The organism is Companilactobacillus paralimentarius, assembly GCF_963227125.1.
Taxonomy (GTDB): Bacteria; Bacillota; Bacilli; order Lactobacillales; family Lactobacillaceae; genus Companilactobacillus; species Companilactobacillus paralimentarius.
The window spans coordinates 1,154,050-1,170,072 of sequence record NZ_OY724131.1 but is presented as its reverse complement, the minus strand read 5'-3'; the positions used below and the strand labels follow the sequence as shown (position 1 = coordinate 1,170,072).

13 protein-coding genes and 1 pseudogene are annotated in these 16,023 nt (G+C 34.9%); 4 read left to right on the top strand and 10 right to left on the bottom strand.

Annotated elements, in window-relative coordinates; genetic code table 11:
• Positions 1-88: 88 nt before the first annotated feature.
• The 6 genes from ACI6PB_RS05590 to ACI6PB_RS05565 all read right to left on the bottom strand — a co-directional run bounded on the left by ACI6PB_RS05590 (position 89) and on the right by ACI6PB_RS05565 (position 7,283).
• Complete coding sequence (locus tag ACI6PB_RS05590) at positions 89-901, bottom strand: carbohydrate ABC transporter permease (RefSeq protein ID WP_119326135.1); 813 nt, start codon at positions 899-901, stop codon at positions 89-91.
• The gene (locus tag ACI6PB_RS05585; protein ID WP_404327896.1) at positions 901-1,761 is read right to left on the bottom strand and encodes a carbohydrate ABC transporter permease; all 861 of its coding nucleotides are present in this window, start codon (positions 1,759-1,761) and stop codon (positions 901-903) included. Before ACI6PB_RS05585 ends, ACI6PB_RS05590 begins: the two co-directional genes overlap by 1 nt.
• 24 nt (positions 1,762-1,785) lie before the next feature.
• Entirely contained in the window at positions 1,786-3,102 is a 1,317-nt protein-coding gene (locus tag ACI6PB_RS05580; protein ID WP_404327895.1) for an ABC transporter substrate-binding protein, read from the bottom strand.
• Between the two features lie 173 nt (positions 3,103-3,275).
• Entirely contained in the window at positions 3,276-4,571 is a 1,296-nt protein-coding gene (locus tag ACI6PB_RS05575; protein ID WP_404327894.1) for an alpha-amylase family glycosyl hydrolase, read from the bottom strand.
• A gap of 14 nt (positions 4,572-4,585) precedes the next feature.
• Positions 4,586-6,244: an alpha-glucosidase gene (locus tag ACI6PB_RS05570; protein ID WP_309510989.1), complete on the bottom strand. Its 1,659-nt coding sequence runs from the start codon at positions 6,242-6,244 to the stop codon at positions 4,586-4,588.
• Positions 6,245-6,335: 91 nt separating this feature from the next.
• A complete protein-coding gene (locus ACI6PB_RS05565; RefSeq protein ID WP_025085601.1) occupies positions 6,336-7,283 on the bottom strand; it encodes a LacI family DNA-binding transcriptional regulator in 948 nt (315 codons plus the stop codon).
• Positions 7,284-7,488: 205 nt separating this feature from the next.
• On the opposite strand from ACI6PB_RS05565, the gene ACI6PB_RS05560 reads away from it, so the two are divergent.
• From ACI6PB_RS05560 to ACI6PB_RS05550, 3 genes are all read left to right on the top strand, one after another.
• The gene (locus tag ACI6PB_RS05560) at positions 7,489-8,778 is read left to right on the top strand and encodes a glycosyltransferase family 2 protein (protein ID WP_025085600.1); all 1,290 of its coding nucleotides are present in this window, start codon (positions 7,489-7,491) and stop codon (positions 8,776-8,778) included.
• Between the two features lie 495 nt (positions 8,779-9,273).
• Positions 9,274-9,660 (top strand): hypothetical protein, encoded by a 387-nt coding sequence (locus ACI6PB_RS05555; protein ID WP_025085826.1) that lies wholly within the window; start codon positions 9,274-9,276, stop codon positions 9,658-9,660.
• A gap of 133 nt (positions 9,661-9,793) precedes the next feature.
• Positions 9,794-10,168 carry a YxeA family protein gene (locus tag ACI6PB_RS05550; protein WP_081784543.1) on the top strand — a complete coding sequence of 125 codons (375 nt, stop codon included), beginning with the start codon at positions 9,794-9,796 and terminating at the stop codon, positions 10,166-10,168.
• 67 nt (positions 10,169-10,235) lie between these two features.
• Here the strand turns inward: ACI6PB_RS05550 and ACI6PB_RS05545 are convergent, their stop codons facing one another.
• The 4 genes and pseudogenes from ACI6PB_RS05545 to ACI6PB_RS05530 form a co-directional block, all read right to left on the bottom strand.
• The gene (locus tag ACI6PB_RS05545; RefSeq protein ID WP_234031747.1) at positions 10,236-10,472 is read right to left on the bottom strand and encodes a Beta-galactosidase C-terminal domain; all 237 of its coding nucleotides are present in this window, start codon (positions 10,470-10,472) and stop codon (positions 10,236-10,238) included.
• A pseudogene (locus ACI6PB_RS05540) lies at positions 10,455-12,230 on the bottom strand (beta-galactosidase); the annotation flags it as partial. The pseudogene ACI6PB_RS05540 and the gene ACI6PB_RS05545, both read right to left, overlap by 18 nt.
• Complete coding sequence (locus ACI6PB_RS05535) at positions 12,230-13,669, bottom strand: glycoside hydrolase family 1 protein (protein WP_309510993.1); 1,440 nt, start codon at positions 13,667-13,669, stop codon at positions 12,230-12,232. The gene ACI6PB_RS05535 and the pseudogene ACI6PB_RS05540, both read right to left, overlap by 1 nt.
• Positions 13,670-13,764: 95 nt before the next feature.
• The gene (locus ACI6PB_RS05530) at positions 13,765-14,571 is read right to left on the bottom strand and encodes an AraC family transcriptional regulator (protein WP_025085829.1); all 807 of its coding nucleotides are present in this window, start codon (positions 14,569-14,571) and stop codon (positions 13,765-13,767) included.
• 105 nt (positions 14,572-14,676) lie between these two features.
• On the opposite strand from ACI6PB_RS05530, the gene ACI6PB_RS05525 reads away from it, so the two are divergent.
• Complete coding sequence (locus ACI6PB_RS05525; RefSeq protein WP_309510994.1) at positions 14,677-15,987, top strand: PTS transporter subunit EIIC; 1,311 nt, start codon at positions 14,677-14,679, stop codon at positions 15,985-15,987.
• Positions 15,988-16,023 lie beyond the last annotated feature (36 nt).

The window sequence follows — 16,023 nt, the reverse complement described above, 5'->3', positions numbered from 1 at the left end:
ACAAGGACCACAGCCAGTTACCACTCGCTATTAATCGTTGTCCGTTCTTAGATTTAAGATTGATCACAATAATTTGTCCTTTCTTTAATTACTTAACAGCACCATCAGTAACACCCTTGATAATCCATTTTTGGGCAAATAGATAGAAGAGAATAACTGGAATAATGGAAATAGTGATACCAGCTAAGGCTAAATGCCATTGCTTTGTGTATTCACCGAAGAAATTAAACATTTGAAGTGGAATTGTGTATTGCGCTTGTGGCAATACTAGTGATGGCAATAGATAATCGTTCCAGATAGCAATAATATTTAGAATTGCTACAGTAACTGTGATAGGACTAAGCATTGGGAAGATAACTTTTGTAAAGATCTGCCAACGACTTGCCCCTTCTAGTTCAGCTGATTCATCCATTGCAATAGGAATACTTGATAAAGTACCTTGATACAAGAAGACTGACAAACTACAGTCAAAGCCAAGATACATAACAACTAGTCCCCACATGTTTAGAAAATGTACAGCACCAAAGTTGGCTGTCAAAGGAATCATTACTGATTGGAAAGGAATCAACATAGCTGAGATAAATAGCATCAAGAGAGCACTACTTAACTTACTGTGATTTCTTTGCAATGCATATGCGGCCATTGATGAAGCCAAAATAATGACTAAGACACTGCAAACAGTGATAATCAATGAATTTGTCAACGAAGTGATGAAATTCAAAGCATGAAATGAATTAACGTAGTTCGTACCGGTACTTGGATGTGGTAACGATAGAACTGAGGCGAAGATCCCTTTAGGTGTCTTAAATGAGTTAGTCACAATTAAGTAAAATGGGAACAACCACAAGATACCCAACAAGATTCCGACGATACCAATGGCACTTCTACTCTTCTTGTTCATTAGAGATCCTCCTCCCTCTTACGATTATAAGCAACTTGCACTAGTGAAATAGCAGCAACGATGATAAAGAACACAATAGCTTTTGCTTCTGACAAGGAGAAGTTAGCTGAGTTATAAGCGGTATTAACAATATCCATCGCTAACATTTGTGTTGAGTTATATGGACCACCATTTGTTAATGACAAGTTTTGATCATAAATTTTAAATCCGTTTGATAATGTTAAGAACATGCAAACTGTAAATGCTGGTGCAATCATTGGGAACGTGATCTTAGTGAAACGTTGCCATGCTGAAGCTCCATCAATCTTTGCAGCTTCAATGATTTCATTAGGAATATTTTGCAAGTAAGCAATGTAAATGATCATAATATAACCACTCATTTGCCATACAGTAACAATAACTAATCCCCAAAAACCAGTTGTTTCATTAGTCAACCAATTTTGTAGCCAATCCATATGCAAGGCATTACCTAAAGCTTGAAATCCTTGTGTGAAAATAAATTGCCAGATGAAACCTAAGATTAAACCACCAATCATATTTGGCATGAAGAAAACGGTACGTAGGAAATTATTTCCCTTGAATTTTTGTGTAACTAGTAATGCTAAGCCCAATCCTATTACGTTCAGCATAATGACAGTGACAATTACAAACCCCACTGTAAACCAAAAGGCGTTAATAAACGCCTTATCGTGGAACAATGTTATGTAATTTTGAAATCCTACCATCTTGGTAAAAGTCAAACCGTCCCAATCAGTAAATGAATAAAAGAGACCTTCAATTACCGGAATAAATACTACCAAAGCTAACGCAACGAGGGTTGGTGTTAAAAATAACCAAAATGAAAGACTCTTATTTTTCATATTCATTGCCCTCTTTTGTTACTTCTACTTATTATTTGATGATTTTTGTTGTTTAGCCCAACCATCTTTCATATTTTGAACTGTCTTATCCCAGCTTTGTTTGCCTGATAAGTACTTTTGTAGATTTGGTTGTGCAACGTCTGGATCCCATGAAGTACCAGTGTATCCTGGGAATGCCCAGCCGGTTGTCTTGTGAGCTTGTGAGTATTCAAAGACTGCTGATGTCAATGGATCACCCATCTTGAAGTTACTGTATCCTTTGTAAGCAGGTACAAAGTGCAATGTATCTACAACTTGTTTCTTACCTTCTTTAGATGTGTACATCCAGTCTAAGAAGTTCTTAGCAGCTTTTTGTTCTTGTGTAGATTTTTGACTATTAACAGCCCAGTATAGTGATGTACCTACAGGCATCTTGCCTTTTTCACCAGGTACTGGAATAGGAATCATACCAATATCGTTCTTAGCAAAGTCTTTATCAACACCTTCAACTGTAGGATAAATCCAGTCACCTTGTTGAATCATAGCGGCTTTACCTTGTGAGAAGTATTGGTTAACTTGTGCTGAATAATCTAGTTGCATGATAGGTTTGATTGAGTAATCTTTTTCAAGGTCAATCATAGTCTTCATGTCGTTAGCCTTTGTAAATGGCATTGTCTTTGACTTGTAAAGTTTTTGAGCATTACCATTAAAGTCTTGTGCTAAGTAAAGATTTGCCAAGTGATCTGAGAATACCCAGGCTTCCTTACCAGGTGTAGCGAAGACTCCTTTGATACCTAATTCACTCTTTTGTGAATCCAATTGTTTGATAGCAGCTTCCAAACTGTCCATTGTTGTCAAACTGTTTGGATCAATACCAGCCTTTTCAAAGACTTTCTTGTTATAAACTAAACCATAACCTTCAACGTTGAATGGAAGTCCAACAGTCTTGCCATTTGACTTAACCGCATCCAATGTTCCTGGTTGGGCTGCCTTAGCAGCCTTTGTATTGGACAAATCAGCTTCATGTGCTTTAAATTGTTGCACATCAGCTGGACCAGCCAAACTAAAGATTGTAGGCGCATTACCAGATGAAATTCTAGTCTTTAGAACTGGATCATATTGAGTACCACCACCGATTGATGTAACTTCAATCTTTACATTTGGATGGGATTTCTCATAATCCTTAGCAATTTGTTTGAATTGCTTATTGTTTTCAACCTTTCCTTGAAGAATTGTGATCTTAACATCCTTACCTGAGGATGAACCATTGCTACTGCAGGCTGCCAACATAAATGTTGCACCGGCTGCTAAAGCAACAACTGCGACACGTTTACCTAAACGTTTCCAGAAGTTCTTCTTCATTACCAAAGCCTCCTATAAAAATATTATTTCTTTATTACAATTTCCATTATTGTTCGAAAGCGTTTACTTTGCAACCGTTTTCGAAATGTTACCGATAACAGGTTTCAATTTTGTCCAAAAAAAGAGTAGTTGATTCACAATCGAATCAACTACTCTCTATCGGCTATAAAGCCTTATGCATTAGTCTTTCCTTGAATAATAATGGGGTCATAATCAAGGGTAACAATACCATTTTGTACATTAACTAACGAATTATTGATCATGTTTGTGTAACTATAACTTGGTAAAGCGACCGGAACTTCAGCAGACATTCCCTTCAAACTAAAAATACCAATCCGGATAAGATCACCTAAACGATAAGTTACTTCGACTACATCGTTTTCAATTGGTGTTATCTTATAATCTCCCTCGACTTGAATCTGATATTGACTGAGCTCATGCATTGTCAATATCAAAGAGCTTAGATTCATCTTAGGAGAATCCCAATCTAATTTGTCAGTATCAAACAAGCTAGGAGTATGTTTCATTCCGAATTCTTGTCCAGCATAAACTAAAGTTGAACCCTTCTGGAATTCTGAGAAAGCCGTCCAATTGTAAACATCATTCTCATTGATAAACATACTGTGTGCACGTGGTTGATCATGATTCTCTAAGGCCCGCATCTTAATATAGTTGGATGGATAAATAACGTCTTGAGTATTTAAGGCATCAATATATTTCTTCAAAGTAACGTTGCCTTTAACATAGCCTCGCCAAATAGGATCTATATCATAGTCATAAGTCATATCAAATGCACTATACAATTCAGCATCAGAAGAAACATGATATCCCTTAGCACCAAGTATTTTAATATAGTCTTTTCCTGTCGATTCAGCCAACCAGACTGTCTTAGGGTTAACCTTAGCAACTTCTTTTCTGGCTTCCTTCCAAAATTCAATTGGAACTTGTGGTGCTACATCACATCTGAAGCCATCGACTAAGTCAGCATATTTCTTCAAAGTCTCAATTTGATACTTCCATAGATCTTTATGAGAGTAGTCTAATTCAGCAACATCTGTCCAATCAGGGTTCTTATTCATCAAATTACCCATGCTGTCACGTAAGAACCAGCCTGGATGTTCTTTCAAAAGTACAGAATCACGTGAAGTATGATTGTAAACAATATCAATCATCAACTTCATACCCATATCATGAACTTTCTTAGAAAAATGAACGAAGTCATCCCATGAACCAGTCTTAGGATCAATTGAACGATAATCTTTGATTGAATAAGGTGAACCCAATTTACCTTTACGATCTTTCTTACCGATTGGATAAATTGGTAAAAGCCAAATATAATCTGTTCCTAATTCCTTGATACGTTGTAAGTCATCCTCTAATGCTTTGAGGGTTCCTTTTTTAGTATGATTTCTTACAAAAACACTATAAATTTGAGCTCTTCTTAGTTTAATATCAGTATTATCTGCCATAATTTACACCCCTACTATATTTTTGATTCCAAAGCACAGCTTCCCCATGGATCAAGTATTAGTTCGTTGTTGGTTAACTTAACTTTATTGGCCAATACTTTTTTCCATTTTTCTTCTGGTAAAGTAAACTTCTTTACTTTATTAGAAAAATTGGTTACAACAATGCCCTTGTTATCTCTTGTTTGACGCAAGTATGCATAAATCTCTGGATCAGTGATTAATAATTGATAATCACCATTAGTAAAACAGTCATGTTTCTTCATACTTAATAAATTTTTGTAAAATGTTGCTAAGCTTTTTGAATCTTTCAATTCGGCTGACACATTAGTCTCATCTGTCTGGCCCCAATTCCATGGTTCCTTATTTGAAAAGCCACAATATTGAGAGTCGTCCCACTGCATAGGTCCACGTGCAGTCATTTCATCCTGATTATTCAACAGCTTCAAAATCTCTTCATCTTTAAATGACTTCTTGTGAAGCGTATTAATTAAATCTACAGCTCTCTGATCATCAAAATCAGACACTTGTTGATACTTCAACCCGTGCATTCCAATTTCTTCTCCGTAATAAATAATTGGCATACCACGTTGCAAGTACATCAAAGTTGCCAGTAATTTGCTGACATCTTCATTATCAATTGGTAGATTCAAGCGATCACGTAAACGACTAATATCATGATTACCCCAAGTCAATGTTGGCAAACTAATATTTGCTAACACACTTTCCCATGTCACATAAGTTTTCTTCAAACGATCAAGTGATAAGCGTCTGGTCTGGAAAAATCCTGGTACGTCTGGATTACTATCATCGTAAACTTCACCATAATTGCCTGAATTAACTACTACATCACAGCCATCCTCATCTGGTCTAGTATATTCTGCTGCATCCAAAGCATTAGCCGAAGATGCTTCACCAAATAAGAAAGTATCTGGCTTGAAATCCTTGATTTCTCTAACAAAAGTGGCTAAGTAATCCTTAACTTTTGGTAACTTAGCATAAAAGGTATCATCAGCTGGAAATTGTTCATCCTGAATCAATGAATTCTGTTCCAAATTAGCTTTAGCAATATGAATAAAGGCATCCAATCTGAAACCATCAACACCCTTTTCAATCCAAAACTTAGCAATATCTGCAATTGATTTGCGTACTTCTGGATTCTTCCAATTTAGGTCAGGCATCTTCTTATCAAATAGATGAAAATAATATTCCTCTGAATTATTAGGATTCTTCTCCCAAACACTGCCACCAAAGAATGAGCCCCAATTGTTAGGTTCATGTCCATTGACTTGCTTATGCCAAATGTAGTAATCCTTGAAAATACTATTGGGATTGCTGACAGCATCTTTAAACCAAGGATGTTGATCCGATGTATGATTGATCGGCAAGTCCAAAATTATGTGTAACCCTAGGTGGTGTGCTTTATCCATCATTTCTGTAAAATCATCCATATCCCCAAGAATTGGATCAATTGCGAAATAATTTGAAACATCATAGCCATTATCAACTTGTGGTGACACAAAAATTGGATTTAGCCAAATAGTATTAAATCCTAAATTCTTAATATAATCTAAGTGTGCGATTACTCCTTGAAGATCTCCAATACCATCATCATTGGTGTCCTGAAAACTTTTGGGGTAAATTTGATATACGATTGCTTTATCATACCAGTTCAAAATACATAGCCCCCTTGTAAACCCTTACATACCAGTATAAAAAAGTAAGCCCCACAACCGCAAGGCTTTGTTTGATGTTATCGGTAACAATTTAATCCCTCAATGTACCACCTAAACTTAGCTTAGGCTCAAAGACTAGAGAGCCTTGTGACTCACCACTTTGAATCTTATCTAAAAGTGTTTCACCACAAGCACTACCCATTTGGATAATTGATTGCTTGATCGTAGTTATCTTTGGTGAAGCAACTTGATTCAAAAAGACACCATCGAAACCGGTTACACCAAATTCATCGGGAACCTTTCCACCACAACGAACAATGGCACGTTCTACTCCAAGTGCCAGACGATCAGAAGCACAAATAAAAGCTGTATTCTTAGGAATTTTATTCCAGTTTTGTCTAATAAAATCCTCAGACAAATGACTGTGATTACCAAATCGATGTAATTCAGGAACCATTCTTTTCTCTTGAACTTGTTGCAAATAACCCGCTTCACGTGAATATTCAAAAGATTCCTTACTATCGATACCAACATAAATTAACTTTTCATATCCTTTTTTCAAAGCTAACTGTGATAACAAGTAAGTACCCGCTTTATTATTAGTATCAATAAAGTCAAATCCATAACGGTTTTCACCAAATAAGACGACTGGTTTTTTTAAATCCTTAATCCAGTCAACATCACTAATACGCATCCCTGTGATGATGTAGCCATCGCAATTACCGATATCAAAATTCCTTCGCGTTACTAATTGCAAGGAATACTGATGCAGGTCTAACGTCTTGGCAATACCAATCATCAAATTCATATAATAAGGTTCTGTCGTATCAATATCTTCTAAAATACATAGCTTAATAATTCTTGTACTATTGTTGGCCAAAGCTTTAGCAATTACATTAGGATGATAATCTAATTCCCGCATCGCTTCATAGACCAATTGTTTTAACTCATCAGTAACCTTATCGGGATGATTGATTACTCGTGAAACCGTCATTTTTGAAACATTGGCTTTTTTTGCTACATCTAATAAAGTGGTCATGAATTCCCCTCCATACATCACAAGTTAATTATATAACACTTTAAAAGCCCTTTCAGGAGCTTTTTCATAAATTTAAATAAATAGTATTTTTGATTCTTAAAATTTGACTAATTGTATTTAAAACTATTTAAATGAGCAGCATGTTTGAACATCTTCTACATTTGAGCAAAAATCTAATCGAAGATTAATTGAGAAGATGATAAAAATGATTATTTATTTAATAGCCATCACCGTTTTCATGATTCAATGTTTCATTCTATTCTATATTTATCTTTCACAGCAAAAACGATTTAAAAAGGATATGCAAAATCCTTATGAACCACAGCAAGATTTGAATCAATTCTTTTATTTTATATTGTTACCCTGTTTAAATGAAGGAAAAGTCATTAAAAATTCTTTGAACCACTTAATCGATTTAAAAGGTCGCATGCATATTATCGTTATTGACGACAATTCAACAGACGACACTGTATCCCAAGCTCAAAGCGTTGCTGGTCCCATCAGTATTATCCAAAGAAAACTTCCCAATGCTCAAACCGGTAAAGGTGACGCCTTGAACAGCGCTATTCCTGAAATCAATCGGATTATTAGTGAAAAAAAACTTGATTCAAAAAAATGCATCATCGGTGTTCTTGATGCTGATGGTGTTCTCAGTGGCAACACTATTTACAAACTAAATCAATCATTCCAGAATTCTGATACTGACGCTGTTCAGTTACGAATTAAGATGAAAAAGCCTGAAAAAATTTTACAAACCTTTCAAGATGTGGAATTTTTTGTTGTTAATCATATGATTCAATTAATTCGAACTTACATTAAAGCAGTTGCTTTATGCGGTAATGGACAATTCTTCCGTGTCTCATCAGTTCTCTCAAAATTAGGCAATAAACCTTGGGGTAATGCTTTACTGGAAGACTATGAATTAACTTTACGAATGGAACTAAAAGGTTTAAAAATAAAATATGTTGACGAGGCATATGTTGAACAAGAGGCTCTCAAAAAAGTTAAAAAACTAATTCGGCAAAGAGCCCGCTGGTCCCAAGGAGGTTGGAATTGTTGGAAATATTTCAAACAGATCACTACTTCCAATGTCGTTACAATTGGTCAAAAGTTTGATACATACTTCTTCTTCATTCAGCCTATTTTAAATATTCTAGCTGATTTCAGTATTATTTTTCTTACATTCGATTTCATTTCACATTACTCTGATAATCCCGAATTTATTTTCATCGCAACAATTATTATGACCACTGTTAGTTTCTTCTTTGGAACAGTCTTTACACTTATTTATCATAAGGAACTTAAATTACATGATAAATGCAATTTAGTCATTCAAAAGGATGATATGATCAATGAAAATATGCACTTAAGAAAAACTATCCTTTCCATCGGTTTAATTTCTTACATTTACGTTATTTTATTCTTCAGTTTAATCATCTCCTGCTATCATCTATTAATTGGCCACACTAGTTGGGATAAAACACAACGTAATTAGAATATAGAATAAAATAATAGATCCAATAACTTAACATTGAGTTATTGGATCTATTATTTTAATATTCTTTATTTTTTTATTTTGTTTGTAACTTCTATTATTATAAAAATAATTAAACTTATAACGATTGCTCCAATAAAAGGATTTATCAAAAAATTAGGAAAATATAAATCTTTAGGGATTTGATTTACGAATATATTAAATTTCATAATCCTCGCCTCTTATTAGCTATAATTATCTCATCATCATTTTTATATAGCAAAAAAGTCGTCTTATAGACGACTTTCTGGTTACGGAGTAAACGTACTGGTGTATGTACCTTTTTGAATTATTTTTGATTGATAGATACACAATGTATGCATCTATCGAAAGTAATTATCTAATCTATTTACCCAAATGTAAACTAACAAGTGCTTCTATAACTAAACTGTTAGTTTGATGTGACGGAATTGTAAGATAAACATGATTATGAAATAATAAATTTGAGGTGAAAACATGAATTCAGCAACGCAAATTTTATTAGTTATTGCCAGTTTCATTCTGGCTCTATCTGTTTTAGTCGGCTTAATCTTAATTTCAACCAGTCTCTTTCAAATCAAAGGATTGATGAAAACTAAAAATAAATTACTACTACAAAAGAATCGACCTTATGTGATTTGTCGGCGTATCAATAAACAAACTATTGAGATTCGCAATGTCGGCAATAGTCCAGCTACAATCGATGAAATTCAAAGTGATACGGTAGACTTTTCCTACCTTAATCAAAGAAATATCTTTTCTGGTCAATTTTTTAATTATCCAATTGCTGAAAATAAAGATGCACATATTTTTGTGAAGTATCACGATCAAATCAGCCATTTTGGGGAAAAATTTACTGTTTGAATCTAACATTTTCAATGTGGGAAAATTCTTGATATGGGAACCTTCCTATTATTTATCTTACAGACCTTACAAAATCGTTAGGACTATTGTTTCAATATTTATGCTATTATTCCTAATGAATTCGGAGGGATAAATGATGAATAAAAAAGTCGGCATTAGTTTAGTAATTGCATTAATAGTTTTAATACCATTGATGGCTTATCAATTTTGGTACGTTCCTAACTTTACTGGGGATGACTATTATACTTATGTTAGTGATTCATACAAAGAAATCATTGAAAAGGATGATTCTGGTGCCGACTATAAGGAATATTATTATAAACAAAAGGCTTATGATAAGGATGGCAACGAAAAGTTATTAAAGTTCAATAGCACTATCGGCCGCCCTATCAAAGCTGATAACTACTTAAAAGTCGTTTATAATCGCAAATATGATAAAGTTCTTTCTTGGGAAAAGGTGGAAAAGAAACAAGTACCCCGTAAGACAATTGAACAAATACTAAAGTGAGTTTAAAAGTGCATCTCAAAACGTAGAATCAAATCCATTTACGTTTCGAGATGCACTTTTTCAATATCTATAATCCATTTTCCAAGATCAATACATCATATGGCTTTAAATCAATTTCTTTAGTTGTCATCGTTTGTGTCAACAAATCCTTACTGTTGGGATAGGGATTATTAATTTGCCTAGGTTGACTATCAGTATTAATGACAAAAGTATAGCGAGCCGTTTTACCTGTTCTCGTAACGACCTCAACGCCTGTTTTGGTTTCATCTGGTGTGATTTGAGCTTGCTGCAAAATATCCTTCATAAAGAAGTCCATAGCTTGATCATCCAACCGACTACCAGCATAGTAAGCGAAACCTTTTCCAAAGTGATTCTTCGTTAAAACTGAATTTTTCTGATAAAAGACTTCATCACTGTAATGAGCCAACGATTCTGCTGTTTGCGGCTGAATCAAATCACAAACTAAACCACCTTTTCCAATAATCTTGCCGTCAGACACCAAATCATGCATCTGATCGAATGGTAAGGCATCTGTTTCTTCGTACTTTAACCCTAGAACATTCTTTAAAAGGCCAGGATAACCGCCCAGATAAACATTATCATCTTTATCAGCCAAGCCAGACATGTAATCAGTGATAAAAATGCCACCATTTTGAACAAATTTTTCAATCTTAGTAGTCATTTCTGGTGAATTGATATACATGCTTGGAGCAACGACAATCTGATACTTTTGCAAATCAGTTTCTTTGGAGATCATATCAACACCAACTTTACGATTATAAAAGGCTCTGTAATAGTCATAAACCTCTTGAACATAATCCAAATTAGTCGTTGGTCCCATACAATCCTCTAGGCCCCAGTAACTATTCCAATCAAAGATCATTCCGACCTTTGATTGATTACGTGAGTTTTCCAAATCTTCAGGTAATTGATTCAATTCACTACCTAACTTCTTCAATTCACCAAAGACACGTGTCTTAGTTGATTCAGCATGTGAAATCATGGCACTATGCAATTTTTCTGAACCATTACGAGCTTGTTTTAATTGGAAAAATTGAATAGTTTTGGCTCCATGAGCCATTGCTTGATAACTGAGCATCCGCATTTGGTTAGGTGCTTTCAAAGAATTAAATGGTTGCCAATTTTGTTGACTAGGCGTTTGCTCCATTAACATAAATGGTTGATCTTTGACTCCGCGCATTAAGTCATGTTGCATAGCAGTATAACCGGCTGGCGTATCAAAGCTGGGATAGTTGTCCCAAGAAGCAATGTCCATTTCTTTGGCCCACTTGAAGTAATCCAAATCCTTTTGTGAACCCATTAGATTAGTTGTTACCGGACGTTGATCATATTTTCTAATAATATTTCGTTCCATTTTAAAATTGTTCAAAAGACTATCTGATTGAAATCTACGATAGGCCATATCCAATCCCGACATCACTGGTTTTCCATTATCATATGTATCACCAATTCTCATTGGAGGTACAATTTCATCCCACCTGTGATAAGTATGACTCCAGACATTAGTTCCCCAAGCCTGATTGATTTTATCCAAATCATTATCATACTGATATTTTAGCTATTCTCTGAAAGCTTTCGTACAATTCTCACAGTAACAGTAACCATTGTATTCATTTGAAATGTGCCAGTGTGTAATATTTTTAACCGAAGAATAACGTTGTGCTATTTTTTCGACCAATTGACTAGCTAAACGTTGAAATTCAGGACTATTAGGACAAGCGTTCTCTCGTTTAACACCAATTTGACGTCTGCCATAATCATCTACACGATTGATTTCTGGATACTTTTTAGTCATCCAGAATGGCAAAGCTGCTGTAGAAGTAGCCATAACAATTTTTATATTATTTTTTTCCAATAAGGCAATAATTTTATCTAACTTATCAAAATTAAAGACGCCTTCCTCTGGTTCTAATAAAGACCACGAGAAAACATTAATTGTTGCTGAATTAACATGTGCTTGTTTTAACTTATCCCAGTCGTCTTGCCAAGTATCTTCAGGCCATTGCTCAGGATTGTAGTCACCACCGTACAAAATTGACATTATTTTACCTCTAACTTTCCACCATTGGTTTCGATTATTCCTTGATACCAGTTGAAACTCTTTTTCTTAATTCTCAACAATGATTTAGGAGAATAGTCATTCCGATCAATATAGACAAACCCATAACGTTTATCATAGCCGTTTAGCCAGCTCAATAAATCGGTAAATGACCAAGCACAGAAACCAAATACTGGTACTCCATCAGAGATAGCTTTTCCAACTTGTACCAAATGCTCATTTAAATAATCAATTCGATATTGATCATCTACTTGACCATCTTTCAATTTATCAAAAGCTCCTAAACCATTTTCAGTGATAATAAGTGGTAAACGATACTTCTCATAAACCTGTCTCAAAGCAATTCTAAATCCAATTGGATCAATTTCCCAGCCCCAATCGGTTTTATCTAGATAGGGATTTTCAACTGATTGAAACAGTCGTGACTCAGGGGTATCCTCTTGTACGTCCCCAGCCATCAAGTAAGGATCAATTTTGTCAAAGTTTTTTTCTATAGTACTTTTTTCAGTATCAGGTGCCTTGACCGTTCCCCCGTGATAATAATTGATTCCAAGAAAATCAGGTTTACCTGCCTGCAGAGTTTTTTTATCCTCGATAGTTACATCTGGAGCTATATGCATCTGCTTTAACAAACACATAATTTTTTCTGGATATTCGCCTCGACAATAAACATCCAACCACCAATCATTGTTAAACTGATTAGCATCAACGGCAGCTAAAACATCTGCAGGAGAACTAGTTAATGGATAAACTTCCCCGTAGCCAAAGCTGGGACCTATCTTACCTTGGGGAACCATCTGGTGAAATAGTTGAATGGCTCTAGCATTTGCTAAATTGACAATGTGATTAGCCTGAAACATTCTCTTAGGATTTGAAACATTAGGTGGATGAGATGCCCAACGATAGCCTAATGAAGTAAATACGTTCTGTTCATTAAAGGTAATCCAATACCTAACCTTATTGCCAAAATTATCAAAGAGTACCCGACAGTATTTTAGAAAAGCATCAATTGTATGACGACTCTCCCAACCACCATACTTAATTTGTAGAGCTTCAGGAAGATCCCAATGATACAGTGTCAAAATAGGTTCAATCTGATTTTTTTGAAGTTCATCGATTACTTTTTCATAAAACGCTAATCCCTCTTGATTAACTTTGCCTTCACCATCAGGTAAAATCCGACTCCAAGAAACACTAAAACGATATGCCTTGAGACCCATTTCCGCCATTAAAGCAATATCTTCTTTGTAATGATGATAGAAATCGACTGCAATCTGACCATTGGTATTGTGTTTTGTTTTTCCTGGAATTTTCGAAAACTCATCCCAAATTGATGGACCTTTGCCATCGTTTTTATAGGCACCTTCGACTTGATAAGCCGCCGAAGCCGCACCCCACAAGAAATGTTCAGGAAATTTCATAGTCATTTCTCCTTTTATTTGATTATGAATCAATTTACCATAGAAATAACAACTAGTAATTAAGGAGAATAGTACAAAAATATCAGATATTGAAACTATCTATATAATCCACGAAACTTTCCTGGTGTGACCTTTTCACCGCGTTTGAACATTGAAATGAAATAACTATTAGTATTGAAACCGACTTTTTGACCAATCTCATCAATTGAGAGCTCCGGTTCATTCAATAACAATTCCTTAGCCATCTTTATACGATAATCTATCAAGATTTGATGTGGCGAACTGCCATAATTAGTTCTAAAGGCTTCCAAGATGTACTGTAAACTGTAGTTTGTTAGTTTAACAAAATCATTATTAGTCAAATTCTGTTGGTATGATTCACGAATCAACTGTAAAATAGGATCAATAATTTTTTTGTTCATCTGATAATTGTGTGGATTGACGACACAATACTTCTTTATCAAAAGCATGAATTCATAAACTAGAGTCGAAGATTCATAGATAGCTAAACGATTATTTTCTTTAAATTCCTTATGATGCACTTCAATAAAATTTTTTAGCTTACTCTCTGGAGTTTCAATATAAAGATAATCTTGGATTCCCAGTACCTTAGTAATCTCTGAAATTAATAAACCACCAAAGGAAAAATAATCTGTAATCCAAAGACCATTTTTAGAATGATAAGCATGAGGGATATTCTGATTGATCAAAATGCCCTGATTTTCTTTCAATTCTATTGTTCGACCTTCAATATTTACTATTCCAGTTCCCGAATATGTCTGTAACCAATGAACGTAATTATAACCTTTCGGTCTAGACACATTCTCTTGTCGCCATTTGTAACCAATACTGTCTACATATAATGGTAATGATCGATCCTTTGCTTTGAAACTATATCTCATTGAATTCACCTTCAATATGTTGTATTTAGCTAGCATTATCTTTAATTACAATACCATTTCCATATGCTAGATTAAAGGTAATCAAGCGGAAAGGAAAGTTTAGTTATGAAAGCGATTACAAATTGGTTTCAAAATAGTTTTAGCCCAGCGTTAGCAAAACTCAGTAATATGAAATATATGTTGGCATTACGTGACGGAATGATTATTACCGTTCCATTTACAATCTTTGGCAGTATCTTTATGATCTTGGCAAATCTGCCACTCCCAGGTTGGACACAATTAGTCGCACCCTATCAAGCAAAATTACAGTCGGCTGTTAGCATTACTTTTGGTATCTTAGCTGTTATTGTTGCCATCGGTATGAGTCATGAGATGGCCAAATTAAATAAAATAGATACATTATCCGGTACAGCTATCGGTGTTTCAGCATTCCTTCTTTGTATGTTGAATGATAAATTCCAAATCGATCCTTCGACTTTAGGATCAGATGGTATGTTTACTGCAATTATTGTTTCAATTATTTCAAGTGAAATTGTAGCTTTCTTCATTAGAAGGCACATTGTCATTACTCTTCCAGATTCAGTACCACCAGCTGTTGCTAGCTCCTTTGTTGCTCTAATCCCCGCATGTGCATCTTTAGGTTTCTTCTGGATTATAAGAGTTCTCTTTAACATCAAAATCAATGCCGTTATTCAAGCAATCTTCTCACCATTAGTTGGTGGATTAAATAGTTTCTGGGGTGTTGAGTTTGCCTTATTCTTAACTCTGATCCTCTGGACAGTTGGTATCCACGGAAACAATGTCTTAGGTGCAGTGGCTTCACCTATTTATACCTACTTTTTGATGGCAAATATCAAGGATGTCTCTAAAGGCATTGCTCCAACACATATCACAGCCGATGGATTCCTTGATTTTGGTATGAATATCGGTGGTACCGGTGCTATTCTAGCTCTAGTTATTTGTTGTCTTCTCTTTGCCAAGAGCAAACGCTACAAACAACTAGCTAGATTAGGTGCTATTCCTTCAGTTTTTGAAATTAGCGAACCTATTATGTTTGGTTTCCCTGTTGTTCTAAATCCAACATTATCAATTCCTTTCATTTTAATTCCAATGGTTCTACAAGGCATTACATACTTCTTAATGAAAGCTCATATTATTGGCATGGTTATTGCTCAAGTTCCATGGACAACTCCAATCTTTATCAATGGTTATTTAATTACTGGTGGTGATTGGCGTGCTCCAGTATGGCAATTAATTGAATTAGTCATTGCCGTTGCTGTTTACCTTCCATTCTTCAAAGTTCTTGATAAGGCAGCTTACAAACAAGAACATACTGAGGAAATGGAAACTGCAGAAAAGGTCAGCGATGATACTTCATCAGTTAAAAATATTAGTGGTCAAACACAAAATGCATAAAGAAAAGAACTTCCAATCGCTTCAAATGGCAAAAGG